The sequence below is a fragment of the Streptomyces sp. NBC_01723 genome (genome assembly GCF_036246005.1).
GTDB lineage: Bacteria > Actinomycetota > Actinomycetes > Streptomycetales > Streptomycetaceae > Streptomyces.
This window is the reverse complement of sequence record NZ_CP109171.1, coordinates 735005-758596: the sequence shown is the minus strand read 5'-3', so window position 1 is coordinate 758596 and position 23592 is coordinate 735005. Positions and strand designations below refer to the sequence as shown.

Annotated in this window: 25 protein-coding genes; 10 read left to right on the top strand and 15 right to left on the bottom strand. The window is 73.4% G+C overall.

Translation table 11 applies throughout. The features are described from left to right. Positions 1-97 precede the first annotated feature (97 nt). A complete protein-coding gene (gene mgrA, locus OIE75_RS03550) occupies positions 98-1090 on the top strand; it encodes an L-glyceraldehyde 3-phosphate reductase (RefSeq protein WP_329469462.1) in 993 nt (330 codons plus the stop codon). Between the two features lie 75 nt (positions 1091-1165). Here the strand turns inward: mgrA and OIE75_RS03545 are convergent, their stop codons facing one another. Next, the gene (locus OIE75_RS03545) at positions 1166-1552 is read right to left on the bottom strand and encodes a nuclear transport factor 2 family protein (RefSeq protein WP_307009562.1); all 387 of its coding nucleotides are present in this window, start codon (positions 1550-1552) and stop codon (positions 1166-1168) included. Between the two features lie 375 nt (positions 1553-1927). On the opposite strand from OIE75_RS03545, the gene OIE75_RS03540 reads away from it, so the two are divergent. After that, positions 1928-2338 carry a hypothetical protein gene (locus tag OIE75_RS03540; RefSeq protein ID WP_122618674.1) on the top strand — a complete coding sequence of 137 codons (411 nt, stop codon included), beginning with the start codon at positions 1928-1930 and terminating at the stop codon, positions 2336-2338. A 139-nt stretch (positions 2339-2477) separates the two neighbouring features. Here OIE75_RS03540 and OIE75_RS03535 read toward each other — a convergent pair whose 3' ends face one another. From OIE75_RS03535 to OIE75_RS03525, 3 genes are all read right to left on the bottom strand, one after another. Further along, on the bottom strand, positions 2478-3779 hold the full coding sequence (locus OIE75_RS03535; protein ID WP_307009559.1) for a streptophobe family protein: 1302 nt from the start codon (positions 3777-3779) through the stop codon (positions 2478-2480). A gap of 74 nt (positions 3780-3853) precedes the next feature. Then, positions 3854-4273, bottom strand: a complete 420-nt coding sequence (locus tag OIE75_RS03530) for a PRC-barrel domain-containing protein (protein ID WP_307017718.1) — start codon at positions 4271-4273, stop codon at positions 3854-3856. Beyond that, the gene (locus OIE75_RS03525; protein WP_307009557.1) at positions 4270-4854 is read right to left on the bottom strand and encodes a PRC-barrel domain-containing protein; all 585 of its coding nucleotides are present in this window, start codon (positions 4852-4854) and stop codon (positions 4270-4272) included. The genes OIE75_RS03530 and OIE75_RS03525 overlap by 4 nt, the downstream gene beginning before the upstream one ends. 144 nt (positions 4855-4998) lie before the next feature. On the opposite strand from OIE75_RS03525, the gene OIE75_RS03520 reads away from it, so the two are divergent. Next, a complete protein-coding gene (locus tag OIE75_RS03520; RefSeq protein ID WP_307009555.1) occupies positions 4999-5454 on the top strand; it encodes an ATP-binding protein in 456 nt (151 codons plus the stop codon). Positions 5455-5519: 65 nt separating this feature from the next. Here OIE75_RS03520 and OIE75_RS03515 read toward each other — a convergent pair whose 3' ends face one another. Then, positions 5520-6407: an RNA polymerase sigma factor SigF gene (locus tag OIE75_RS03515; RefSeq protein ID WP_307017716.1), complete on the bottom strand. Its 888-nt coding sequence runs from the start codon at positions 6405-6407 to the stop codon at positions 5520-5522. Positions 6408-6651: 244 nt separating this feature from the next. Here OIE75_RS03515 and OIE75_RS03510 point away from each other — a divergent pair, with 244 nt between their 5' ends. Further along, positions 6652-7080: a helix-turn-helix domain-containing protein gene (locus OIE75_RS03510; RefSeq protein WP_307009553.1), complete on the top strand. Its 429-nt coding sequence runs from the start codon at positions 6652-6654 to the stop codon at positions 7078-7080. Positions 7081-7124: 44 nt separating this feature from the next. On the opposite strand, the gene OIE75_RS03505 is transcribed toward OIE75_RS03510, so the two are convergent. Together OIE75_RS03505 and OIE75_RS03500 are read right to left on the bottom strand one after the other, a co-directional pair. Continuing rightward, positions 7125-7727: a ClpP family protease gene (locus tag OIE75_RS03505; protein ID WP_307009551.1), complete on the bottom strand. Its 603-nt coding sequence runs from the start codon at positions 7725-7727 to the stop codon at positions 7125-7127. 1 nt (position 7728) lies between these two features. After that, positions 7729-8382 carry an ATP-dependent Clp protease proteolytic subunit gene (locus tag OIE75_RS03500; protein WP_307009549.1) on the bottom strand — a complete coding sequence of 218 codons (654 nt, stop codon included), beginning with the start codon at positions 8380-8382 and terminating at the stop codon, positions 7729-7731. A 210-nt stretch (positions 8383-8592) separates the two neighbouring features. Here OIE75_RS03500 and OIE75_RS03495 point away from each other — a divergent pair, with 210 nt between their 5' ends. The 5 genes from OIE75_RS03495 (at position 8593) to OIE75_RS03475 (ending at position 13018) form a co-directional block, all read left to right on the top strand. Then, positions 8593-9075, top strand: coding sequence for a VOC family protein (locus tag OIE75_RS03495; protein ID WP_307009546.1), 483 nt, complete (start codon positions 8593-8595; stop codon positions 9073-9075). Between the two features lie 99 nt (positions 9076-9174). Beyond that, positions 9175-9972: a VOC family protein gene (locus OIE75_RS03490; protein ID WP_329469461.1), complete on the top strand. Its 798-nt coding sequence runs from the start codon at positions 9175-9177 to the stop codon at positions 9970-9972. 31 nt (positions 9973-10003) lie between these two features. Continuing rightward, positions 10004-10705 (top strand): ribonuclease H family protein, encoded by a 702-nt coding sequence (locus OIE75_RS03485; protein WP_307009543.1) that lies wholly within the window; start codon positions 10004-10006, stop codon positions 10703-10705. 92 nt (positions 10706-10797) lie between these two features. Then, the gene (locus OIE75_RS03480) at positions 10798-12030 is read left to right on the top strand and encodes an FAD-dependent monooxygenase (RefSeq protein ID WP_329469459.1); all 1233 of its coding nucleotides are present in this window, start codon (positions 10798-10800) and stop codon (positions 12028-12030) included. A gap of 4 nt (positions 12031-12034) precedes the next feature. Then, complete coding sequence (locus tag OIE75_RS03475) at positions 12035-13018, top strand: aldo/keto reductase (RefSeq protein ID WP_307009538.1); 984 nt, start codon at positions 12035-12037, stop codon at positions 13016-13018. A gap of 16 nt (positions 13019-13034) precedes the next feature. Here OIE75_RS03475 and OIE75_RS03470 read toward each other — a convergent pair whose 3' ends face one another. Beyond that, on the bottom strand, positions 13035-13376 hold the full coding sequence (locus OIE75_RS03470; protein WP_329469456.1) for a hypothetical protein: 342 nt from the start codon (positions 13374-13376) through the stop codon (positions 13035-13037). Between the two features lie 162 nt (positions 13377-13538). On the opposite strand from OIE75_RS03470, the gene OIE75_RS03465 reads away from it, so the two are divergent. Further along, positions 13539-14042 (top strand): DUF6328 family protein, encoded by a 504-nt coding sequence (locus OIE75_RS03465; RefSeq protein ID WP_329469454.1) that lies wholly within the window; start codon positions 13539-13541, stop codon positions 14040-14042. A 7-nt stretch (positions 14043-14049) separates the two neighbouring features. On the opposite strand, the gene OIE75_RS03460 is transcribed toward OIE75_RS03465, so the two are convergent. The 7 genes from OIE75_RS03460 to OIE75_RS03430 all read right to left on the bottom strand — a co-directional run bounded on the left by OIE75_RS03460 (position 14050) and on the right by OIE75_RS03430 (position 23567). Then, positions 14050-14475 carry an SsgA family sporulation/cell division regulator gene (locus OIE75_RS03460; protein ID WP_307009531.1) on the bottom strand — a complete coding sequence of 142 codons (426 nt, stop codon included), beginning with the start codon at positions 14473-14475 and terminating at the stop codon, positions 14050-14052. A 36-nt stretch (positions 14476-14511) separates the two neighbouring features. Next, the gene (locus tag OIE75_RS03455; protein WP_307009529.1) at positions 14512-15504 is read right to left on the bottom strand and encodes an LLM class F420-dependent oxidoreductase; all 993 of its coding nucleotides are present in this window, start codon (positions 15502-15504) and stop codon (positions 14512-14514) included. A 57-nt stretch (positions 15505-15561) separates the two neighbouring features. Further along, complete coding sequence (locus OIE75_RS03450; RefSeq protein ID WP_443078279.1) at positions 15562-17154, bottom strand: serine/threonine protein kinase; 1593 nt, start codon at positions 17152-17154, stop codon at positions 15562-15564. A gap of 308 nt (positions 17155-17462) precedes the next feature. Continuing rightward, the gene (locus tag OIE75_RS03445) at positions 17463-18422 is read right to left on the bottom strand and encodes a threonine/serine dehydratase (protein WP_307017714.1); all 960 of its coding nucleotides are present in this window, start codon (positions 18420-18422) and stop codon (positions 17463-17465) included. 8 nt (positions 18423-18430) lie between these two features. Beyond that, positions 18431-19108 carry an AIM24 family protein gene (locus OIE75_RS03440; RefSeq protein WP_307009526.1) on the bottom strand — a complete coding sequence of 226 codons (678 nt, stop codon included), beginning with the start codon at positions 19106-19108 and terminating at the stop codon, positions 18431-18433. Between the two features lie 63 nt (positions 19109-19171). Then, entirely contained in the window at positions 19172-20476 is a 1305-nt protein-coding gene (locus OIE75_RS03435) for a CAP domain-containing protein (protein ID WP_329469450.1), read from the bottom strand. A 118-nt stretch (positions 20477-20594) separates the two neighbouring features. After that, complete coding sequence (locus tag OIE75_RS03430) at positions 20595-23567, bottom strand: helix-turn-helix transcriptional regulator (protein WP_329469449.1); 2973 nt, start codon at positions 23565-23567, stop codon at positions 20595-20597. Positions 23568-23592: the final 25 nt, after the last annotated feature.

Genomic DNA, 23592 nt, shown 5'->3' with positions numbered 1-23592 from the left:
TTGGACCACTGCACGCAGGTCAGGCCAGAGTGGGGGACGGTTCCAGCCGGATCCACCCCTACCCGTACCCGGGTGCCCAACCCCCTCTGGAGTCGCGTTGTACACCGCACACCCCGATCGCTACGCGGACATGCCCTACCGGCGCTCCGGACGCAGCGGCCTGAAGCTCCCCGCGCTCTCGCTCGGCCTGTGGCACAACTTCGGCCCGGATCGTCCCGCGGAGACCCAGCGCGCCATCCTGCGCCGCGCCTTCGACCTCGGCGTCACCCACTTCGACCTCGCCAACAACTACGGCCCGCCGCCCGGCTCCGCCGAGTCCGCGCTGGGCGAGGCGCTGAAGGCGGACTTCGGGTCGTACCGCGACGAGCTGGTCGTCTCCACCAAGGCCGGCTACCTGATGTGGCCCGGCCCGTACGGCGAGTGGGGCTCGCGCAAGTCCGTCCTGTCCTCCCTCGACCAGAGCCTGACCCGCATGGGCCTGGACTACGTCGACATCTTCTACTCGCACCGCCCCGACCCGGAGACTCCCCTGGAGGAGACGATGGGTGCCCTGCACACGGCGGTGCAGCAGGGCAAGGCGCTCTACGTGGGCGTCTCGAACTACTCCGCCGAGCAGACCCGCGAGGCCGCCCGCATCCTCGGTGAGCTGGGCACCCCGCTGCTGATCCACCAGCCGCGCTACTCCATGCTCGACCGCCGCCCCGAGACCGGCGGCCTGCTGGACGCCCTCGACGAGCTGAAGGTCGGCTCCATCGCCTACTCCCCGCTGGAGCAGGGCCTGCTCACCGGCCGCTACCTCGACGGCATCCCGGAGGGCTCGCGCGCCGCGAGCGACAGCCCGTTCCTCAAGTCCGAGGCGGTCACCGAGGAACTGGTCGGCAGACTGCGCTCCCTGGACGAGATCGCGAAGTCCCGCGGCCAGTCGCTGGCCCAGATGGCTCTCGCGTGGGTGCTGCGCGAAGGCCGCGTGACGTCGGCGCTGGTCGGCGCGAGCAGCCCGCAGCAGCTGGAGGACAGCGTCGCGGCCACCAGGAACCTCGACTTCGGCTCCGACGAACTGGCCCGCATCGACAAGATCGTCAACAAGTAGGGCGCGGCCGCAGGACACCCGGGTCCCGGAGGCGGGTCACCGCCTCCGGGACCCGAGGCGTTCGCCGGGGCGCCCTCACGCCCCGGCGGGCACCCGGTCCAGGAAGCCGAACACGGCGCTGATCCGGTCCTCGTCGTCCAGCCTGACCACGTCGAACCCGGCCACCGGTGCGGAGCCGTCGGCCTCGCTCACCAGCTCCCAGGAGAAGCGCGCCGTGTCGTGGTGCCCGTCCACGGCACCGGACAGCCGGAACACGAAGCCGGGGAACTGCTCGTGCGCCGCCGCGATCACGGCCGCGATCTGCTCGTGGCCGCGGACATCGGCCAGGGGATCGGTGTAGCCGCCGTCATTGGTCCAGGCCGCGGCGACCGCCTCGGCCCGCGCCTCCGGCGCCGCGTTCCACGCCTCGAAGTAGCGGGCGACGGCGTCTTCGTGGCGGCGGGCGGGTGCGGATGCGGACATGGCGATCAGCCTCCATCGAGGTCGTGTGCGCTGGTCAGGGACCGGGTCCCGGTCTCGGCGACCCGGTACCGCAACCATGCCCGCACCCGCGCGCACCGTCGATTACCCCCGGGGTCATGGCGGCGCCCCGCGTGTCCGCCGCCGGACCGCCCACCCGGAATCGGGACGGCCGCCGGCCCGGGTCGGCTTTCGGCCATCAACGGCCGTGAATATGCCAGGAGACTGGCCGGAAATTCATGGTGACAGTGATTCATCGGTGAACATACTCACCTCTAGGGCCTCTCACACCATGCGACAGCGCCCTCACGCACAGCACACGAGCCGCACGGACGCGCTGCCCGACCGGCAGGCGGTGGGTGACGGGGGAGGGTAGCAGTGCACGACGAGTTCCTGTGCCACGTCACCGCCTACGGAGTCTGTGACGGCCGGCGCATCGGTGTCCCACTCGGTACCTACCGGGCTCCCACCCTCGCGCTGGCCCTGTGGTGGCTGCGCGACCGCGCCTCCTGGATGGCCGAGCGGCTGGACCCGCAGCCCGACACCCCCCACTTACCGCGCGCCGCCCTGACCCCCGTCGCCGACGACGCGCCCGACGTGCCGCGCGTGCTGCGCACCTGGTGCGCCGACGACCTCCAGCAGGAACTGGTCGCCGACGAACTGGCCGCGGGCCGCCTGGTGCGGATCGCGACCAGCGACGACACCACCGAGTACGAGCTGATGGCCGAGTCCGTGGACGCACTCCGCATGCAACGGGCCTCCCCGCCCCTCGTCGTCCCGGTGGCCTGACCCTCCCAGGACCTGCGCAACCGCCCCAGGGGCTGTCTGACCAGTACGAGGCTCCACGCCCGGCACGCCGCGAGCACGTACCTGACGCCGCGAGGCCGCCCTCCGGGCGACGACGGGAATCGTCAGGCAGCCGCAGCCCCTACGTGCCCGTCGGAGCCCGCCCCGCCCGCCGCGTCGCCCACCGTGCGAGCAGCGCGCCGAGTGCCCCCGCGACCAGCCCCCACAGCAGGGCGAGCCCCACCGCACTCCACAGTTGCGGCCGCAGGAAGAGCCGGCCGGACAGGCCGCCGCCCAGGTCGCCGATGCCGAGCACGGACAGCCCGTAGTGGGCGAAGACGCGGCCGACGAGGCCGATCATCAGGACCGTCAGCGCCAGGGCCACCGCCAGCTGCACGGCGTGCAGCCAGACCGGCGTCCGGGCCGGTGAGCGGAGCGCCATGACGAACCCGGCCGCCACGACCAGGACCGCCGCGGCGACCAGCAGCCACCACATCCGCCCGTCCTGCTCCGTGAGCGTGCCCAGGTTCACGGTCGAGACGTCCTCCGTGCGCAGCACCTCGTCCACCACCTGCGGCATCGGCAGCCCGAACGGCCCCTCGACCCGGCCGTTCCAGGTCGCGCCCAGGCCGATCGTGAGCGCCGGCCAGGCCAGGTTCGGCAGGCCGAGGAGCAGCACGGCGAAGGTGTCCGCCGGGTGCCCGCGCGTCCCGGCGACGACCAGGCCGACGACGACGCCGATGGCGACGTAGGCGAGCAGCAGCGCGACCATCGCGTACGCCGCCGGCCGCACCGCCGTGTGCAGGCGCAGCAGCCGGCCGGGCAGCGGCGCCCCTCGGGAGACCAGCAGGGCCAGCACCAGGACGCCCGCCAGCCACAGCAGCCCGAAGAGCACCGTCAGCGGCACGTCCGCGGTGAAACCGACGGTCGGCCTGACGCCGAACAGGTCGCCGAGGTCGCTCAGCACACCCTCGCCGAGGGACACCTCGAAGGTCTGGCGCGCGGCGAAGGCCAGCCCGAGGAGGGCGATCAGCCACAGGAACGCGATCCGCCCCGCCCAGCCGGCCAGCTCGGGAGCGCCGGCGACGGCGCGGTGGCGCAGCGGCCGCAGGAAGCCGTAGGCGATCACCAGCGCACCTGTCAGGGTGACGGACAGCGGCATCACGGTCAGTCCCGCGTCGGTGTCGGCGAACTCCCCGGCGTCCCCGGCCAGTTCCAGCGCGCCGCCCAGGGCGGTGACGACGGTCGCCACGACCACCCGGGGAAAGGCGTTGTCGGGCAGGTTCGCGGCCCCGGCCGCCCACAGTCCGAGCGCCGCCACCACGCCCATGGCGACCAGGGCGGCCGACACCGTGCCCAGGGCCTGCGCCCAGCCGTGCCGGGCGACCGCCCGGCCGGAGGGTGCGGTCCGGCCGGGGGTTCCGGAGGGGTTTCGCGCACTCACGCTGCCACGCTAAGCAGGCCGCGGACGGCCCGCCCGCCGGCTGGGCCGTCCGCGCGGTGGCCCGCCGGCCCCGGTCAGGCGGCGCGGACGACCAGGGCGTGGTCGCCGAGCCCCAGCAGGCGGTCGGGCGCCACCTCGCCCCGGGTGGTGAAGACCGCGAGGACACGGCCCGTCGCCGTGTCGAAGGCGGCGTCCAGCACCGTGCCGTGCGCCGTGCCGCCCTCGGTCAGGACCCGGTGACCCAGCAGGTCGTGGTGGGGCACGGCCGGCCCTGGGGAGCCCGTGGACCGCACCCGGACGGCGCTCGGCCCGATCGTGTCCACCGCGTCCCAGGCCAGCACCGTCTCCCGGCGCAGGTGCCCGCCGCGGAACCGGACGTGGCTCACGGTGCCGGAGACGATGTCGACGGTCAGGGACACCACGGTGCCGAGCGGACGCGCCCCGGCGGCCGACGGCACCACCGGCAGCCCCCGCACCTCGGTGAACAGCATCACGGCAGCGAGCCCCGCCACGGGCCGGGCACACCGCCCACCAGAGAGCTGAAGCCCGGCAGGTCGTCGGCGATGTGCCGGACCGCGTCCTCGGGCAGGACGAGAGCGCGACCGGTGACCGAGAGCGTCCCGCCGCGCGGCACGTACACCCGCCGCCGGTGCCGGGCCGGTCCCGGCACGAACCGGCGGCTCGCCGCCACCCGGAAGCCGACGACCCGCCCGGCGGTGCCGCCCTCCACGACGACGTCGAGCACCGTGCCGACCTCGGCGCCCGCCTCGGTCAGCACGCGCGCGCCCAGCAGCCGGGCCCGCAGGGGCTGCTGCCGCGCCGTCATGGCCGCCGCGTTCACCAGTCCCCGCCGGTCGCGGATCATCACCGCGTCGTGGCCCAGCGAGGACACGGCCGCCCACGGCAGACCGTCCTTGAGGGGGCCGGAGAGCAGCCCTCGCCCGGTCAAGGTGAAACCGGTGATCCGCGACGCGGCGGCGTCGCATACGGTGTCCTTGACGTGGGCGACGGCGTCGCCGCCGAGGGTCACCACCGGCCGGGTGGTGATGCTTCGCGCGGCCATCAGCTCGTTCATCGCACCCCTTCCCGCCTTCTCGGGTTCCCCGCTCCACTGTGACGATGCCCGCACTACGAGAAGACGGGGACTGCGTCGCGCGGCTCGGGGTACGAGGACGGGTGCAGCAGCGACCGGCCAGTCCGGCTTCCGAGAGAGACACGCATGACCGAGCACCTGGACGGGGCAGTGATACGTACTGGTTTCGACGTCCCCGTTGAACCGCTGAGGCGGGCGGCACACTACTCCGGTGAGCCGGGATGCATAGCGCAGGCGCGAGGCTTCGCCGCGCTCTTCCTCGACCAGCTGAGGACCGAGTGGTGCGCCGCGATCGGCGCCCGCTCCGACGGCGCGGTCCTGCTGGTGGTGAGTGAACTCGTGACCAACGCCGACCGCCACAGCAAGGGCCCGTACATCCTGGAGCTGGAGGGCACCGGAGCCTCGGTGGCGGTGACCGTGTACGACAGCAGCGGCGCGGTGCCCGAGCGGTTTCCCAAGGACCCCGAACGCGTGGGGCACCACGGCCTGGAGATCGTGCACGCCTTGGCGGAGTCCGTCGTCGTCGAACCCGTCCCGGTCGGCAAGCGGGTACGCGCCGTGGTCCCGCTCACCCAGGCGTGAACGTGGGCGTGGTGCCCCTCACCGAAGCGTGAGGAGCACCACGAGGAACCACGGGCACCGCGGGGTCAGGCGCAGCCGAGTTCGCCCAGCATGCCCTCGCGCAGCCGTGTGATGATCCGCTTGATCAGCCGGGACACGTGCATCTGCGAGCAGCCGAGTTCCGCGCCGATCTCGGCCTGGGTGGCCTCCTCGACGAACCGCATGTGGATGATCCGGCGGTCCCGCTCGCTCAGCTCGGCCATCAGCGGCGCGAGCGAGTGGAAGTCCTCGACGAGCCGCAGCCCGTCCTCCTCCACACCGATGAAGTCGGCCAGCACCGACTCGCCGTTCTCCGGGCCGTCGCCGGTCAGCGCCGCGTCCAGCGAGGACGAGTTGTAACCGTTGGACGCGATCTGGCCCTCGATCACCTCGTTCTCGCCGATGTTCATCAGCGTGGCGAGTTCGGCCACGGTGGGCTCGCGGTCCAGGCGGGAGGAGAGCTCCTCGCGGGCCTTGGCCAGCTCCACCCGCAGCTCCTGGAGCCGGCGCGGCACGTGCACCGCCCACGTGGTGTCCCGGAAGAAGCGCTTGATCTCGCCGACGATGTACGGAAGCGCGAAGGACGTGAACTCGACCTCGCGCGACAGTTCGAACCGGTCGATGGCCTTGATCAGGCCGATCATGCCGGTCTGGACGATGTCCTCCATGTCGTCGCCGCGACCGCGGAAACGGCCGGCGGCGAACCGCACGAGCGACATGTTCATCTCGATCAGGGTGTTGCGCGCGTACTGGTACTCGTGCGTGCCCTCTTCGAGCTCCGTCAGACGCTGGAAGAACTGGCGGGACAACTGCCGCGCGTCACGCGGCGCCACGGTGCGGGGGTCCACGACCCCGGGCGTGGTTGCGTCACCCGTCCCACCCCCGGCGGTCTTCCCGACAACCTGCGCTTTCGGCCGGACCACGGCGGTCTCCATTACCTCTCCCACGAAAGTCACGGTTCAGACGTCTCCCTAGGTCTTCCCGCCTGCGGGTACCCGGGTCACGGCAGCACATGCCCCCCGTTCTCACGGGTGGCGGAAAACGGGTGCCGCCCGTCGTCGCGGGGTGATGCCTCCTGTCTCAGCGTAGTCCCGCGGATGGCCCCCGTCACCCGCGGATTTCCCTCAGGGCGGAACGCCGGGCCCTTCCGTGACGCGGCCGGGCTCCTAGGCTGAGCAGGTGACCAGCCACGTGCCGAACGAAGCCCGCGTCATTCCGCTGCGCCCGCAGGCCACGCGCCCGGCAGCCCGCCCCGCCGTCGCGCCGGTGCCCCCGGAGCGAAGGCCGCCCACCGCCCGCGAGCCCCTCTGGCGCGATCTGGTCGGCGACGTCCTGCGCGGCGAACGGCTCGCCCAGGAGCGGACCCTGAAGGAGGTGTCGGAGGCCGCCCGGATCTCCATGCCGTACCTGTCGGAGGTGGAGCGCGGGCGCAAGGAGGCGTCGTCGGAAGTGCTCGCCGCCGCCGCGGGCGCCCTCGGGCTCTCCCTGGGCGACCTGCTGGCCCGCGCCCACGGGGAGCTGGTCCGCCTCACCTCGCGGCACACCGGCGCGGGCGCCGGCCGGGGCGCCTCCGGCGCGCGGTACGACGGGATGTGCCTGGCCGCCTGAGCGACCGTCCGGGTCGGCGCCCCGTGCGACGCCGGCCCGGTTCCTCACACCCGCGCCAGGCGCCGGGCGAGCACCTCGTCGGCCAGCCCGTACGCCACCGCCTCCTCGGCGGTGAACACCTTGTCGCGGTCCATGTCGGCGCGCAGGGTCGCGACGTCGTGGCTGGTGTGCCGGGCCAGCACCTCCTCGACCTGGGAGCGGATCCGGACCATCTCCTTGGCCTGCAGCGCCAGGTCGGAGACGGTTCCCTGCCGGCCTCCGCTGGCCGGCTGTCCCAGCAGGACCCGCGCGTGCTCCAGCACGAACCGCCGCCCCGGGTCCCCGCCGGCCAGCAGCACGGCCGCCGTGGACGCAGCCTGTCCGACGCAGAACGTCGAGATCGGTGCCTGCACGAACGTCATCGTGTCGTAGATCGCCATCAGCGAGGTGAACGAGCCCCCCGGGGAGTTGATGTAGACGGCGATCTCGGCCTCCGGGGCCGACGACTCCAGGTGCAGGAGCTGCGCGATCACGACGTTGGCCACGCCGTCGTCGATCTCGGTCCCCAGGAAGATGATCCGCTCCGACAGCAGCCGGCTGAACACGTCGTAGGACCGCTCGCCCTGCGGGGTGCGCTCGACGACGTTCGGAATCGTGTAGCTCCCCATGTCACAGTCCCATCCGTCGGGCGGGGGCGGCCGGGCGCACGTCCGCGAAGGACTCGACGACCCGGTCCACCATTCCGTACTCCTTGGCCTCCTCGGCCGTGAACCAGCGGTCGCGGTCGCCGTCCCGGGAGATGGTCTCGGGGGTCTGGCCCGTGTGCTCGGCCGTGATCCGCTCGATGGTCCGCTTGGTGAACTCCAGGTTGTCGGCCTGGATCTCGATGTCGGCGGTGGTGCCGCCGATGCCCGCGGAGGGCTGGTGCATCATGACCCGCGCGTTCGGCAGCGCGTAGCGCTTGCCCGCCGCACCGACGCTCAGCAGGAACTGACCCATGCTGGCGGCGAAGCCCATGGCGAGCGTCGAGACGTCGTTGGGGATCAGCCGCATCGTGTCGTAGACGGCGAGTCCCGCGTGCACGGAGCCGCCGGGGCTGTTGATGAACAGGCTGATGTCGGCGCGCGGGTCCTGCGCGGACAGGATCAGCAGCTGGGCGCAGACCCGGTTCGCGGAGACCTCGTCGACCTGCGTGCCCAGCAGCACGATCCGCTGGTCGAGCAACTGCGCGGCGAGTTGTTCGTCGAACCGGGTCGCGGGGGTGTCGCCCTCCTCCGCGCGGGGCCGTGCGGCCGGGCCGGGGCCGGCGATGAGTGGGAACATCGGCGCTCCTTGTCGAGTCGTGGACGGTCCTGGAGGGTGGGTGGTAAGCGGCTCTCGGCGCCGCGCTCCCTCACTCGTTCACTCTCGGCCCGCCGTGGCCCCGGGCGGCGCGATCTCTGCCCGCGGCAGATTCGCCACGAGCAGAGCGATTAATTTCGCGGTCCGCGCCGGTCGACAGTGGTGACCGAGTTCCACGCCCAGGAGGCAGTCATGAGCACCGACGGATTCACCACGTGTCTCTGGTTCGACGGCACGGCCGAGGAGGCCGCCCACTTCTACGTCTCCCTCTTCAAGAACTCCCGCATCGGCGCCGTCACCCACTACCCCGAGGGGTCGTACCAGCCGGCCGGCACCGTCCTCACTGTCGAGTTCACCGCCAACGGCCAGAAGTTCGTCGCTCTCAACGGCGGCCCGCAGTTCCGGTTCAACGAAGCGGTCTCCTTCCAGATCTCCTGCGAGAACCAGGACGAGGTCGACCACTACTGGGCGAAGCTGACCGAGGGCGGCGGCGAGGAGGGGCCCTGCGGCTGGCTCAAGGACCGGTTCGGCGTGTCCTGGCAGGTCGTCCCGATCCGGCTGGAGGAGATGTTCCGCGACCCGGACCCCGAGAAGGTCGCGCGCGCCAACAAGGCCATGATGGCGATGCACAAGCTCGACATCGCCGCACTGGAGCTCGCGTACGCCGGGAAGTGAGGCGTGCCTCCGGCGCGCGGGGCGGGCCGGGGCTGGCTAGCGTGAGGAAGCGGACGGCCCCTGCCGTCCGGACCATTCGTGCGCACGGGAGGCGGCACCATGGCCGTGCAACCTGAAGGGGCCCCCTGCTGGGCCGACGCGATGTTCGGCGACGTCGAGGCAGCCAAGAGCTTCTACGGCGACGTCCTCGGCTGGACCTTCGGCGAGTCCTCGTCGGAGTACGGCAACTACACCCAGGCGTTTGCGAACGGCAAGGCGGTGGCGGCCGTGGTCCCGCCCATGCCCGGCCAGGAGGGCCCCGCGCAGTGGTGCCTCTACCTCGCGTCCCGGGACGCCGCGGCGACGGCCTCCCGGATCAGGGAGGCCGGCGGCGAGGTGGTGATGGAGCCGATGCAGGTCGGCGACTACGGCACCATGTGCCTGGCCCGCGACCCGAGCGGCGTCGTCTTCGGCGTCTGGCAGGCGGGCGCCCACGAGGGCTTCGGGGCGATGGCCGAGCCCGGCGCGTACTGCTGGGCCGAGGTCTTCACCCGCGAACCCGGGAAGTCGGACGCCTTCTTCCCCCGGGTCTTCCCCTACAAGGCGAAGCAGATGGAGGACGACGGGGTGGACTTCCGCCTCTTCGACCTCGGCGACCGCACCGTCCTGGGCCGCATGGCCATGGGGGACGACTTCCCGCCCGAGGTTCCCCCCTACATCAACGTGTACTTCACCGTCCCCGACTGCGACGCGGCCGTGGCCCGCGCCACCGAACGCGGCGGCGTCCTGCGGTTCGGGCCGATGGACACCCCGTTCGGCAGGTTCGCGGCGCTGAGCGACCCGCAGGGCGCGAGCTTCTCGGTGATCGACATCACCACCACCGAGGGGGAGATGCCGAAGATCACGGACGTCGCCTGAGCCCCGTCCGGGCGCCCCGCCGCGCCATGGCATGATCGGGCGCATGGGTGAACGTGTGGTGGCCGCGTGCGACGGGGCGTCGAAGGGAAACCCGGGTCCGGCCGGCTGGGCCTGGGTGGTGGCCGACGCCTCGGAGAGTCCGGTCCGCTGGGAGGCCGGCCCGCTCGGCAGGGCCACCAACAACATCGCCGAACTCACGGCGCTGGAACGCCTGCTGGCGTCGACCGACCCGGACGTGCCGCTCGAGGTCCGCATGGACTCGCAGTACGCCATGAAGGCCGTCACCACCTGGCTGCCCGGCTGGAAGCGCAACGGCTGGAAGACGGCGGCAGGCAAGCCGGTCGCCAACCAGGAACTGGTCGTACGCATCGACGAGCTGCTCGCCGGCCGCTCGGTCGACTTCCGCTACGTTCCCGCCCACCAGGTCGACGGCGACCGTCTCAACGACTTCGCCGACCGCGCCGCCAGTCAGGCCGCGGTGGCCCAGGAGCCCGCGGGCAGCGGCCTCGGCTCCCCGGAGCCGCCGCCCGCCCCCGACGTCCCCCAGACCGGGAAGTCGCCGCGCCGCAAGCCGGGCACCGCCCGCAAGGGCAACGGTTCCGCGGCGCGCACCATCAAGGCGAAGTTCCCCGGCCGCTGCCTGTGCGGACGCGCGTACGCGGCGGGGGAGTCCATCGCCAAGAACGACCAGGGCTGGGGCCACCCGGAGTGCCGCACGGCGGCCGCCGGCTGATCCGAGCGGACCCCTCGGCCGTGTGACGCCGTTTTCCACTCCACCCTTGCTACTCTGCGTGTCCCCATGACCGCGACGAGTGCATACCAGGGGTGTGTGTGAAGGTCGCCTGCGTCGGCGGCGGGCCCGCCGGACTGTATCTGTCCATCCTGCTGAAGCTGCAGGACCCGTCCCACGACATCACCGTCTACGAACGTGACCCGGAGGGCTCCACCTACGGCTGGGGCGTCACCTACTGGCGCGGACTGCTCGACCGGCTCCGGGAGCACGACCCCGAGTCGGCGCGCGCCGTCGAGGAGCACTCCGTGCGCTGGCGCGACGGCGTCGCCCACGTCGGCGACCTCTCCACCCGGCACCAGGGCGACGAGGGCTTCGGCATCGGCCGCCACCGGCTCCTGGAGATCCTCGCCGCCCGCGCCCGCTCCCTCGGCGTGCGCCTGGAGTTCGACCACGAGATCACCGGCGCGAACCCGCCCGCCGCCGACCTCGTGGTGGCGGCCGACGGCGTGGGCAGCGCGCTGCGCACCCACCACGCCGCGCACTTCGGCAGCGAGATCACCTTCGGCCGCAACCGCTACGTCTGGCTCGGCACCACCAAGGTCTTCGACGCCTTCACCTTTGCCTTCACCGAGACCGACCACGGCTGGATCTGGGCCTACGGGTACGGGTTCGGCCCCGGCGGCAGCACCTGCGTCGTCGAGTGCGCGCCCGAGACCTGGACCGGTCTGGGTCTCGACCGGGCCGACGAGGGCGAGGCACTGGTCCTGCTGGAGAAGCTCTTCGCCGACGTCCTGGACGGACACCCGCTCAGCGCACGTTCCGGCGGCGGTCGCGCCGGCGCCGGCTGGCCCGCCTTCCGCACCCTCACCAACCGCACCTGGTCCCGGGGCAACCTCGTCCTGCTCGGCGACGCCGCCCACACCACGCACTACTCCATCGGCGCCGGCACCACGCTCGCCCTGGAGGACGCCATGGCCCTGGCCGCGGCGCTGCGCGAGCACGCCCGTCTTCCCGACGCGCTCGCCCGGTACGAGCGGGAACGCAGGGCCGCCCTGCTGCCGGTGCAGAGCGCCGCCCGCCACAGCGCCCAGTGGTACGAGAACCTGCCCCGCTACATCCGGCTGCCCCCACAGCAGATGTTCGCCCTGCTCGGACAGCGCCACTCGCCCCTGCTGCCGTACGTCCCGCCCGGCCTCTACTACCGCCTCGACCGGGCGGCGGGGCGACTGGAGGCGCTGCGCCGGTTCAAGCGCTGGCTGGGACCGCGGCTGGCGCGGGCCGCGCAGGCCCGCAGAGCCGGGGGCGCGCGGCGGATGACAGACTGACGCCATGGACGAGCGCACTTTCGGCAGGTCGGATCAGCACGCGTCGGTGGTCGGCCTCGGCACCTGGCAACTCGGCGCCGACTGGGGGGACGTCGACGACAAGAAGGCCCTCACGGTGCTGGAGGCGGCGGCCGAGTCGGGGGTGACCTTCTTCGACACCGCCGACGTCTACGGCGACGGCCGCAGCGAGGAGACCATCGCCACGTTCCTGCGCGGCAGGCCCGACCTGCACGTGCTGGTCGCCACCAAGATGGGCCGCCGGGTCGAGCAGATCCCGCAGAACTACGTCCTCGACAACTTCCGCGAGTGGAACGACCGGTCGCGCCGCAACCTCGGCGTCGACATCGTCGACCTGGTGCAGCTGCACTGCCCGCCCACGCCCGTCTACTCCAGCGACGAGGTCTTCGACGCCCTGGACACGCTGGTCGAGGAGGAGCGAGTCGCCGCGTACGGCGTGAGCGTGGAGACCTGCGAGGAGGCGCTGACCGCGATCGCCCGGCCGAACGTCGCGAGCGTGCAGATCATTCTCAACCCGTTCCGGATGAAGCCCCTGACCGAGGTCCTGCCCGCGGCCCGGGAGGCGGGCGTCGGCATCATCGCCCGGGTGCCGCTCGCCTCCGGACTGCTGTCCGGCAAGTACACCAAGGACACCGTCTTCGCGGCGAACGACCACCGGAACTTCAACCGGCACGGCGAGGCCTTCGACCAGGGCGAGACCTTCTCCGGCGTCGACTTCGCCACCGGCGTGGAGGCCGCCGCGGAGTTCGCCGCGCTCGCCCCCGAGGGATACACCCCGGCCCAGCTGGCCCTGCGCTGGGTCGTCCAGCAGCCCGGTGTGACCACGGTGATCCCGGGAGCCCGTTCGCCCGAACAGGCGCGCGCCAACACCGAAGCCGCCCGGCTCCCGGAACTGTCCGACCGGACCCTCGCGGCGGTCCGCGACCTCTACGACCGGCGGATCAAGGACCAGGTCGAGGCCCGCTGGTAGCCGGTGCGCCGCGGCCTCACGGCACCAGGAGCAACTGCCGCTCGCGTTCCTGGTCGCCGGCGGCCGCTCCCTCGTCGCGCGTGCTGAAGGCGTGCGAGAGCGTCGTGCTCGCCGCCTCGACGGCCTGCGGCGTGCCCTGGACGGTGACCGTCACCGGCGCGGACAGCGCGGCCCGCGCCGCCGCCGGGGCGGCCTCCGGTGAGGGCGGGGAGTCGAAGGTCGCGGTGCGCACCGTCGCCCGCTCGTCGGCCGGACGGCCGTCGGGTGCCCCGAAGACGTCCTCCAGCGCCCGCACGATGGCCCGCGCGTCGTCGAGGCCGCCGCCGCTGAGCGTCACGGTGAGCTGAGTGTCGGACATCCTTCGCACTTCCTCCCTGTGTGCCGGTTGGTCCGGCCCGTGTAACCGCCCGCCGTTCCCTCAAACCGGGGGGCCTCGTCCCGGCCCGGAGCCTGAGTGCGGGGATCGCGGGAACAGAGACGGGGACGGAGAACACACGGGCGAATGCGATCGGGAGGAACCGTGAGTGACTCGGGCACGGCTGACGGCGGGGGGCGGCGCAGAGGCCGCAACGAGACCGAGGAGGAGCGGGCCGACCGGATGTGGTCGGAGCTGATCCAGGAGGTGCGCGTCGCGCAGATGGGCGTGCAGATCCTGTTCGGTTTCCTGCTCACCGTGGTGTTCCAGTCCAAGTACGAGGAACTCTCCGCCACCGACCAGCGGATCTACCTGGTGACGGTGGTGCTCGGCGCCGTGACCACCGGCGCTCTGATCGGTCCGGTGTCCCTGCACCGTCTGGTGTCCGGGCGGCGGGTGAAACCCCAGGCGGTGCGGTGGGCGTCGCGGCTGACCGTGCTCGGCCTGGTGCTGCTGCTCGCCACCATGGCCTGCTCGCTCCTGCTGATCCTGCGGGTAGCGACCCACAACGGGTTCGTGCCCTACGTCCTGACCGGCGTCGTGCTCTGGTACCTGCTCTGCTGGTTCGGGATCCCGATGTGGACCCGGCACCGGCACACCACCGACTGAGGCGGGGTCAGCCCTCGGCAGTCAGTTCCGCGAGGAAGTCGTCGACGCGCACCTGCTCCGTGCCGGGCCGGACCACGGCGTGCGTCTCGCGCAGGAGCGCCTCGACGGCCGCGGCCCAGACGAACACCACGGCGCGGTGGCGGTCCCCGTCGGACCGGTCGTCGCCCAGCAGTTCGATGCGGAGCTCGTCCCACACGCCCCGCGACTGGGGCCGTATCCGTACGTCGCCGACGCCGACCGGCCGCGTCAGTCCCTCGCCCACCATCTGCCGGTCCAGTGTCCAGCGGGCGAGGACGCGGCCGTCGTGGCTGAACACCACGGTGAGCGCGAACGGGTCCAGCGCGTCGTAGGAGAAGTGCGCGAGTACGGGGAAACGGTCGGTGTCGCCCGTCCGGATCTGCACGACGAGGGTCCTGTGCACGGTGGTGTTCACGAGTGACCTCCAGCGGGACGGACGTAGAGCCCTCTCCTACCCCGCGGTCGGTCGGCTATCGCCCAGCGCCTCGCGGAGCGCGGGCAGCAGGGTCTTCTCCGACCAGTCCAGGAAGGCGTGCTGGGACTCGCCGCCGATCTGCACCAGGGCGATCTCGGTGAACCCGGCCTCCACGTACGGGCGCACGGCCGCCACGAAGGCGTCCGGGTCGTCGCCGCAGGGGATGGACCCGGCGACGTCCTCCGGGGTGACGAACTGGGTGGCCGCCGCGAAGGAGTCCGGGTGGGGCAGCTCCGAGTTGACCTTCCAGCCGCTGCCGAACCAGCGGAACTGGGCGTGGGCGCGCTCGACCGCCGCCTCCCGGTCGGGGTCGTAGCACACCGGCAGCTGGCCCACGCGCGGCTTGCCCGCGCCGCCGTGCCGGTCGAAGGCCGCCAGCAGTTCCGCCTTGGGCTCGGTGGCGATCACGAGGTCGGCGAACTCGCCCGCCAGTGCGCAGGAGCGGTCGCCGGAGACGGCGATCCCGATCGGCGGCGCGCTCTCCGGCAGGTCCCACAGCCGCGCCGACTCCACGTCGAAGTGGGTGCCGCGGTGGTTCACGTGGCCGCCGTCGAAGAGCGCCCGGATGATCTCCACGGCCTCCCGCAGCATCTCGTGCCGCACGTCGACGGACGGCCAGCCGCCGCCCACCACGTGCTCGTTGAGGTTCTCGCCCGAGCCGAGACCCAGCCGGAACCGGCCCTCGGACAGCAGTTGCAGCGTCGCCGCCTTCTGCGCCACCACCGCCGGGTGGTAGCGGAAGGTCGGGCACGTCACGTACGTCATCAGCGGGATGCGGGAGGTCGCCTGAGCCGCGGCGCCCAGCACGCTCCAGGCGTACGGCGAGTGGCCCTGCGAGCGCAGCCAGGGGAAGTAGTGGTCCGAGGTCACCGAGAAGTCGAACCCCACCTCCTCCGCCCGCACCACATGGCCGACGAGTTCACGCGGGCCGGCCTGCTCGGTCATCATCGTGTATCCGATGTGTGCCATGGCGTCCGGGTCCCCGCCAGGCCGGAGGGAAAACCGCCGTAAACGGGAGGGAAGAGGTCAGGCCGTGTCCTCCCGGAAGCTGCCGAGCAAGGTGGCGAGCGCCCGTTCGTTCTCGCCGTCGTTCCAGTCGGCGGCCGGGGTCGTCCAGCGCAGCGAGAAGCTGCGCCCGCCGCCGAGCAGGAACCCGCGGCCGAAGGTGCGGAGCCGGTCGCCGTCGTCGTAGGCCACCCACTGCATGTCGGCCGCCTCCCGCCCCCGGTACGTCGTCGCCCGGATCTCGCCGATCCGCCGGTAGCCGCCCGAGCGTTCCAGTCCCGGCTCGACGTCGTCGCGCCACACCGCGACCGGGTCCGCGCCCGCGCGCTCGCTGTAGGTGACCGCGAGGGTGCGCGGGTCGCCGGACGCGCCGAAGACGACCCGGTAGGCCCCGTCCGGCACCCGAGCGGTGTCCAGACGCCGCCAGTGCCCGGGCAGGGCCACGGAGAAGCCCTCCGGCGCGTCGTAACGGCTGAACCCGGCGGGCAGCGTTCCGTCGGCCGGTTTCGACGGTGACGGACGCGCGCTCGGCGGGGGCGCGGGCGAGGCGGGGGCGGAGTCCTCGGGGGAGGGGGCGGCGGGGATCGAGGGGCGTTGCCGGGCGTCCGGGCCGGAACCGTCGTCGGTGCCGGGCAGCCCCTGAGTGACGGCGACGACCGCGACCGTGACCGTGACCAGCGCGAGGGCGGTCCCCACGACCGTGCCGCGCCTGCTCCACGCCCGGCTCGCGCCCCGGGCGGCGGCGTACACACCGCGCAGCCTGGGGCCCGGGACCTCGCGCACGGCCGTGTCGGGATCCTCCGTCAGCACCCGGGTGAGCGCCTCGCGGACCACCGGGCGGGTCAGCCGCTCGCGGGAGTCCTTGCGCAGCAGTCCCAGTACGGCCTGGGTGAGTGGACCGGTGCGCGCCGGGGTGCGCAGCGGCAGCCGGTCCACGCCCTTCAGCGTCGCCTCGGGCCGGCCGCGGTCGCGGAAGGGCGGACGCCCCTCGACCATGGTGTAGAGGATCGCGCCCAGCGTCCACAGGTCCGCCGCGGGGCCGATCCGCTCGTCGCGGGCCTGCTCGGGCGAGGCGTACGAGGGCGCGGTGAGCCGCGGGGCGAGGGTGGCGCCGGCCAGACCGAACCCGGTGACGGCGACCGAGCCGTCCTCGCGCACGAACACCTGGCCCGGGCTCAGCTCGCCGTGGGTGATGCCCTCGCCGTGCGCCGCGTCCAGCACGGCCAGCAGCTCCAGGCCGACGCGTGCGGCGCGCACGTAGTTGAACGTGCCCTGCCGGTCCAGGAGGTCGCCGAGCGGCACCCCGCCGACCCACTCGGTCACCGTCCACAGGGCGCCGTCCGCGACGGTCGCGTCGACCACCGGGACGATCCGCCCCGGGCACAGCCGCTCCACGGTCTCGCAGGTGCGGACCACCCGCCCGGTGGCCCGGCGGGCGGTGTCGCCGGACTGTTCCTCCGGGAGCGCGATCCGCGTGACCAGGCACGGACGCCCCGTCCCGGTGTCCTCCCCGGACCAGCAGACGCGGTTCGTCTCCTCGTGGACGACCTCCAGCAGGCGGTACCGCCCGGCGACCAACTCGTGTGTGGAGACGTGCGCCCAGCCCATGGCCATCCCTCGTTCGCACCGCTGGCTCTCAGCTTGCCCAGGGATACGGTGAGCGGGCCCGGCCGCGTTCAACGAATGCGCGATCCGGGCCCCTTTCTGACCCTTCTTCAAAACGCGCCGAACACCTGCGCGACCATGTAGGCGGGAAAAGCGGCCGACCCGGTATGGACCAGCCCTGAACTGGATGGTCCCGCACGCTCGTCCGTCCCGAATTCCGCCGCCGGACCGCGCGGTACCGGAATTCCGATGCCCACCTGGGGGTAACCGGCGGTAAATACGGATCCGGTGCCGGAAAGCGGTGTCAGCAAACGATGTCAGCGCACCCCGAACCGGTCCGCCCACGACGCCATGTCGGCGGTCGTGGCATTGCCGCCGCACACGACCAGACCGAGCCGGGCGCCGTCCCCCACCCGCTCCACCACCCGCCGGGCGGCCGGCAGCAGACACCCGGCCGCCGGCTCGGTCCACACCTTGGCGTGCTCGGCTAGCGCCAGCGACCCCTCGACGGCCTCCCGGTCCGACACCACCAGCACCTCGGTGACCAGCGCCGACACATGCTCGTACGTCACCTGCGAGACGGCCGGGGCGCTGAGCGTGGTGACGATCGACGACAGGGCCACGGGCAGCGGCCCGCCCGCCGCCAGCGCCCGGGACATCGCCTCGGCGCCCTCGGTCTCCACACCCCACACCCGCAGTTCCGGCCGCCGCGCCCGCAGCGCCGCGGCCACGCCCGCGATCAGACCGCCGCCCCCGATGCTCACCAGCACGTCGGTCAGGTCCCCGGCGTCCTCCGCGAACTCCAGCCCGACGGTGCCCTGACCGGCGATCACCACCGGGTCGTCGAAGGGGTGGACCAGGGTCAGTCCCTCCTCGCGCAGGCGCGTCACGAGCGCGAAGGCGCTGTCCATGCCGTCGGTGAGCCGCACCAGCGCGCCCGCCTCCTCGGCGATCTCGACGGAACGGGCCGGTGCCGTGCGCGGCATGACCACCGTCGCCTTCACGTCCAGGGCCGCGGCCATCACCGCCACGGCGATGCCGTGGTTGCCGCCGCTGACCGCGACGACCCCGGCGGCCCGCTCGGCCTCGGTCAGCGACAGCAGCTTCGCCGTCGCGCCCCGCGCCTTGAACGAGCCGGTGCGCTGGAGCAGCTCCAGCTTCGCGGTGACCGGAACCCCGAGCAGTGCGGACAGCCCGGGGCTGGGCACGGTCGGGGTCCGGACGACATGTCCGGCGATCCGCTGGGCCGCGGCTTCGATCTCCGTGATCCCGATCAATGCGGTCATCAGTGCTGCTGCGCCTTCTGCGGTGTCGCTTCGCTGGGCCGGACGACGACGTAGCCCTCGCCCTGGAGCAGCAGCTGGACCGCCTCCCCGGAGCCGCCGCGCAGCATCGAACCCATGGACTGCGAACGGTGCAGGGAGGTCTCGAGCCCCGCCGACCAGCCGACGATCGCGTCCGTGTCGACGTAGACCGGGTACTGCGGCGAGACCGGGATCACCAACGGGCTGCCCTCGCACACCAGCCCCAGCCTGCCGTGTCCCGTGAAGACACTGTTGAACAGTCCGCCGCCGGCGATGCCCGAGCCCTTCACGGTGGAGATGCGGTACGCCAACGAGGCGTCGAAGCACAGGACGTTGCGCCCGTTCACCGTGAACTCGTCGCCGGGCTCGACCTCGACGATGAAGCAGTTCTGCGCCTCGTGCGCGAACCAGGCCTCGCCCTGTCCGCGCACCGCCATCAGCGGCAGTCCCTCGCCGGTGACCGCGCGCTTGAGCATGCCGCCCACGCCCTGGCCCTTGCGTTCGAACTGGAGTTGGCCGCGGTAGGCGATCATCGCGCCCTGCCGGGCGAGCATCTCACCGTTCACCGCATAGCGGATGCACTTGGAGTTCTCGACGGTCATGCCCGGCGCTGAGGCGGGCTGCACCATGTGCTCACTGGAAAAGAGGTCACCCTTCATACCGGCATCCTGGCCCGGAGAGTGCCGTTCCGCCAAGATCGCGTGCCGATCCGTCCCAGGTGCTCAGCCGCCGAAGAGCTGGGTCCAGTAGGTGCCCGCCCGTCCGCCCCCGGCCAGGCCGACCCCGAGGTGGGTGAAGTCCGCCTTGAGGATGTTGGCGCGGTGCCCGGGGCTGTTCATCCAGCCCTCGACCACGTCGGCCGCGGAGCGCTGCCCGCAGGCGATGTTCTCGCCGACCGTGCGCCGGGTGGCTCCCGCGGCGGCGGCCCGGTCCCAGGGCTTCCCGCCGTCGGGGTCCGTGTGGGCGTAGAAGTCGCGGGCCACCATGTCCGCGCTGTGCGCCTGCGCGGCCCGGCTCAGAGCGGCGTCGACGGCCAGCGGAGGCAGCCCCGCCCCGGCCCGCTCCCGGTTGGTGAGGGCGACGACCTCCGCCGTGGTGCGGTCCAGTCCGGCCGGGGTGAGCGGCACCGCCCACAGCGCCGTCCAGTACACGTCGCCCGAGGGCCCGCCGGTGGCGCGGCCCCAGCCGGCGTGCGTGAAGGCGGTGTCGTGCAGCGTGCGCCGGGTGCGTTCGGCGCCCAGGCAGTACGAGACGAACTCGGCGGGTGTGCGCGGGCCGGAGACGAGGTGCTCGCCGACGGTGAGGTAGGCGAATCCGGCGGCGACGACGCGCTGATGGACGGAGACGCCGTCCCGTGTCTCGACGCTCAGCGTGCCCGCGGCGGCCATCGCGGCGGCGTGCGCCCCGGCCGCGGAGACCAGCCGGGCGTCCGCGGTGAGCGGCGGGGAACCGGCTGCCGTCCGGGCGGAGTTGACCAGGCCGAGGAAGCCGTCGGCGTCGGCGGCCGGCACGGGTGACGGGGCCGGCGTCCCGTGCGGCACGGGGGCGTCGTCGATCACGTCCACCCCGAAGTCGCGGGCGAGTCCGGCGAGTCCGTCGGCGTACCCCTGGCCCAGGGCGCGCAGTTTCCAGCGCTCGCCGCGCCGGTACAGCTCCGCGAGCAGCAGCACGGCCTCCTGCCCGGGGCGCGCGGGGGTGAACCGGGCCAGGGTCCGGCCGGCGGTGTCGGTGACGTGCAGGGCGGGGGAGGGGAGTGCGCTCAGGGCGGTCCCGGGGTCCGACGGGCTGACCACCACCGTCACCCGGCTCGCACCGGGCCGCAGCCGGGCCGGATCGACGGTCAGCGTGCCGCCGAGGAGCCGGGCGCCGGGTGCCTGCGGCTGGTTGTAGAAGACGAAGTCCCCGTCCCCGCCGACCTTTCCGCCGTCGTCCGTGACGAGCGCCGACACGTCGAAGGGGCCGGGCACCCGTACCTGCACGGGGCCGGCGGGCAGAGGGACGTTGCCCCCGGGGACCAACTCGCTCATCGTGCCGCCCTGTTTCGTCGTGCGCGCTCCGGGCGCGGGTAGGGGTACGCGTACGGGTGTCGGTGCCGGGTCAACGTCCGCCGGGCGGCGGGGGTTCCCGGCGCCCGCACAGGCCTGCTCAGTCCGACGACGCCGGCTCCGGGACGATCAGACCCTGCCGGTAGGCGATGGCGACCGCCTCGGTGCGGCCGGCCGCGTGCAGCTTGGCGAGGATGTTGGAGACGTGGACGCTCGCCGTCTTGGCGCTGATGAACAGCTCCTCGCCGATCCGGCGGTTGCTGTGGCCCAGCGCGAGCAGCCGCAGCACGTCCCGCTCCCGGGCGGTGAGCACCGCGGCCCCCGGCCCGCCGGCGGGCGCCGCGTCCGTGAGGCGGCCGCGGCGGGTCAGGTGGTCCAGCCGCTCGCGCAGCACCGTGGCGCCGAGCCGGTCGGCCTCCCGGCGTACCGCTTCGGCCTCGGTGGCCGCCTCCTCGCGGCGGCCGGCCGCCAGCAGGACCTCCGCGAGGCGCAGCCGGCACCGGGCGCGTTCATAGGTGTCGCCGAAGGCGAACGCGGCCACCGTCCTCTCCCAGGACGCCGGGTCCGGCTCGGAACCGGTGGTCCGGATCCACTCCGCCTCGGCCCGCGCCAGCCATGCCTGCCCCTCCGGGCCCTGGGGCGTACCGTGCTCCCCGTACCCGGCGGACGACCGCGCCTGCCCCACCAGCTCGGTCGCGGTCTCCGTCCAGCGGGCGGCGCCGGCCTCGTCCCCGGTCCTGCGCAGCTCCACCACGGTGTCGGCGACCGCGGAGAGGGCGAGGGCGGCGAGCCTGACGGTGGCGAGGGGCGGTGTGCCCGCGTCGTCGCTGAGCGCCTCCACGGTGGACCTCATCGACCGCACGGCGTCGGCCGCGTCCCCGCGCAGGGCGGCGGCGTCGGTCAGCACGATGCCCCCGACGAGCCGGGCCATCCAGTCGAACGGCCCCTTCAGCAGCGCCCGGGCGCGGTCGGCGGCCCCCGCATCGCCGCGCGCCAGAGCCACGTACAGCCCCGGACCGAGGGTGTGACCACCCCAGGCGGGCAGCGTCCCGCTGTGCTCCTCGGAGTCGCGTACGCACTCGTCCCAGTGCCCCAGCGTGTACTGCACCAGCAGCCGCAGATACCGCATCTCCCGCGGATACGGCGACGACAGCAGCCCGGAGCGGCGGGCCCGGTCCAGTCCCTCCGACGCCCGGGTCAGGCACTCCTCCAGGTCGCCGGACTCGAAGCCGCCGATGGCCAGGTTGAACAGGGCGCGCAGCTCCACCGGCGCGTTGCCCGCCCGCCGTGCCAGCTCCCGCGCCTCGAGCAGGCGCTCGCGGCCCTGAGGAGTGCTCCGGTTGCCGCCCTCCAGGCTGGTCAGGGAGATCAGGAGGTCGGCGCGGGCGTCGGTGATGCCCAGCTCCTCCGCCACTGCGAGGGCCCGGCGGGCCACGCTCAGCGCCGTCCCGTTCTCCCCGACCTGGCGGGCCGCCATCACATGGGTCGCCGCGGCCCACAGCCAGGTCGCCGACGGGGGCTCGGCGGGGATCAGGCCGAGCGCCTCGCTGCTGTGGGCGTACGCCGCCGACTGGTTGTCGACGCTGAGCAGGTTCCCGGCGAGCGTGTAGCGCACGCGGGCCGCCAGTTCCAGGTCGGCGTCCTGGCCGAGGCCGGCCAGCGCGGAACGGGTGAGGGAGACCGCCCGGTGCACCTCCCCGGCATGCACCGCGGCCGCCGAGGCGCGCAGCGTCAGCGTCACCGCGTCGGGGCCCGTGGGCCGCGCGGCGGCGTCGACCGCCGACCACAGGTCGAGGGCCGCCTCCACGTGCCGCAGCTCCTCGGCGGGTGCGCCGACGCGCTGCGCGTGGTCGGCGGCCTCCAGGGACGCGGCCAGCGCCTCGGGCAGGTCGTGGCTCTCGCGGTAGTGGTGGGCGCGTTCGGCCGCGCTGTCCGAGCGGCGGTCCGGCCCGGCGAGCAGCCGCGCGAACCCGCCGTGCAGCCGGGCCCGTTCCCCGGGGAGCAGATCGGCGTAGACCGCCTCCCGGGCCAGGGCGTGCCGGAACGAGTACGTGTCCCCGTCGCCGGAGACGAGCAACTGCCGCTCCACGGCCTCGCGCAGCGCCGACTCCAGCTCCTCCTCGGGCAGCCCCACGGCGTCCCGCAGCAGATCGTGCCCCACCCGCCGCCCGGCGACCGCGGCGGTGCGCAGCACCTGCTGCGCGGTCTCCGACAGCTGCTCGAAGCGGATGAGCAGCACGTCGGCAAGGCCGCTGGGCACGCCGACCGCGGGCGTGTCCGTGGCCGCCACCAGCTCCTCGGCGTAGAAGGCGTTGCCCTCGGCGCGTTCGACGATCCGGTGCACGGTGGTGTCCGGCAGCGGCCGGTCCCGCAGCGCGCGGACCAGCCGGGCGACGTCGGCGTCCGGCAGGGGACGCAGCTCAAGACGCTCCACGGCGGGCAGCCGCACCAGCTCGGCCAGCAGGGGCCGGAGTGGATGCCGGCGGTGCAGGTCGTCCGCCCGGTACGAGGCGAGCACCGCGAGGCGGTGGCCCGGAGCCCCGCCGGCCGGCCGCTGCAGCACGCCCCGGCTGAGCAGGAACCTCAGCAGGTCCCGGGAGGACTGGTCGGCCCAGTGCAGGTCCTCCAGGACCAGCAGCAGCGGCGCGACGTCCGCCAGGTCGGTGAGCAGCGCGGCCACGCCCTCGAAGAGGCGCAGCCGCGACCGGTCCGCCATGCCCCCGTCGTCCGGGCCGCCGCCGAGCAGCCGGTCGGCCACCGGGTGGGCGGACAGCACGGCGGCGAACCGCTCGTCGGCGGCCAGCGCGCCGAGGATCTCGGTGAACGGCAGATAGGGCAGACCGACGTCGCCCAGGTCCACGCAGTGCCCGGTGAGCACGGTGGTCCCGGCCGCGGCGGCCCGGCCGGCGACCTCGTCCAGGGTCCGGGTCTTGCCCACCCCGGCGTCCCCGGCGACGAGCACCGCGCGGGCCTCCCCGGCACGGGCGCGCTCCAGGACGCCGGTGAGACGCGCGAGTTCGTCCTCGCGGCCGACGAGTGGGCTGGTGAGTGAGGTCTGCGGCACGCCGCCCATCCTGACACGCGGATCCGACAGCGCC

Bases quoted from the DNA above. Each gene is read 5' to 3' on its own strand.
- OIE75_RS03450 (WP_443078279.1), bottom strand. From the start codon at position 17,154: ATGGCCATGGGCTGGGCGCACGTCTCCACACACGAGTTGGTCGCCGGG.
- OIE75_RS03435 (WP_329469450.1), bottom strand. From the start codon at position 20,476: ATGAGCGAGTTGGTCCCCGGGGGCAACGTCCCTCTGCCCGCCGGCCCC.
- OIE75_RS03545 (WP_307009562.1), bottom strand. From the start codon at position 1,552: ATGTCCGCATCCGCACCCGCCCGCCGCCACGAAGACGCCGTCGCCCGC.
- OIE75_RS03520 (WP_307009555.1), top strand. From the start codon at position 4,999: ATGACCGAGCACCTGGACGGGGCAGTGATACGTACTGGTTTCGACGTC.
- OIE75_RS03490 (WP_329469461.1), top strand. From the start codon at position 9,175: ATGGCCGTGCAACCTGAAGGGGCCCCCTGCTGGGCCGACGCGATGTTC.
- OIE75_RS03475 (WP_307009538.1), top strand. From the start codon at position 12,035: ATGGACGAGCGCACTTTCGGCAGGTCGGATCAGCACGCGTCGGTGGTC.
- OIE75_RS03470 (WP_329469456.1), bottom strand. From the start codon at position 13,376: ATGTCCGACACTCAGCTCACCGTGACGCTCAGCGGCGGCGGCCTCGAC.
- OIE75_RS03500 (WP_307009549.1), bottom strand. From the start codon at position 8,382: ATGTTCCCACTCATCGCCGGCCCCGGCCCGGCCGCACGGCCCCGCGCG.
- OIE75_RS03440 (WP_307009526.1), bottom strand. From the start codon at position 19,108: ATGAAGGGTGACCTCTTTTCCAGTGAGCACATGGTGCAGCCCGCCTCA.
- OIE75_RS03495 (WP_307009546.1), top strand. From the start codon at position 8,593: ATGAGCACCGACGGATTCACCACGTGTCTCTGGTTCGACGGCACGGCC.
- OIE75_RS03455 (WP_307009529.1), bottom strand. From the start codon at position 15,504: ATGGCACACATCGGATACACGATGATGACCGAGCAGGCCGGCCCGCGT.
- OIE75_RS03430 (WP_329469449.1), bottom strand. From the start codon at position 23,567: ATGGGCGGCGTGCCGCAGACCTCACTCACCAGCCCACTCGTCGGCCGC.
- OIE75_RS03485 (WP_307009543.1), top strand. From the start codon at position 10,004: ATGATCGGGCGCATGGGTGAACGTGTGGTGGCCGCGTGCGACGGGGCG.
- OIE75_RS03515 (WP_307017716.1), bottom strand. From the start codon at position 6,407: ATGGAGACCGCCGTGGTCCGGCCGAAAGCGCAGGTTGTCGGGAAGACC.
- OIE75_RS03505 (WP_307009551.1), bottom strand. From the start codon at position 7,727: ATGGGGAGCTACACGATTCCGAACGTCGTCGAGCGCACCCCGCAGGGC.
- OIE75_RS03525 (WP_307009557.1), bottom strand. From the start codon at position 4,854: ATGAACGAGCTGATGGCCGCGCGAAGCATCACCACCCGGCCGGTGGTG.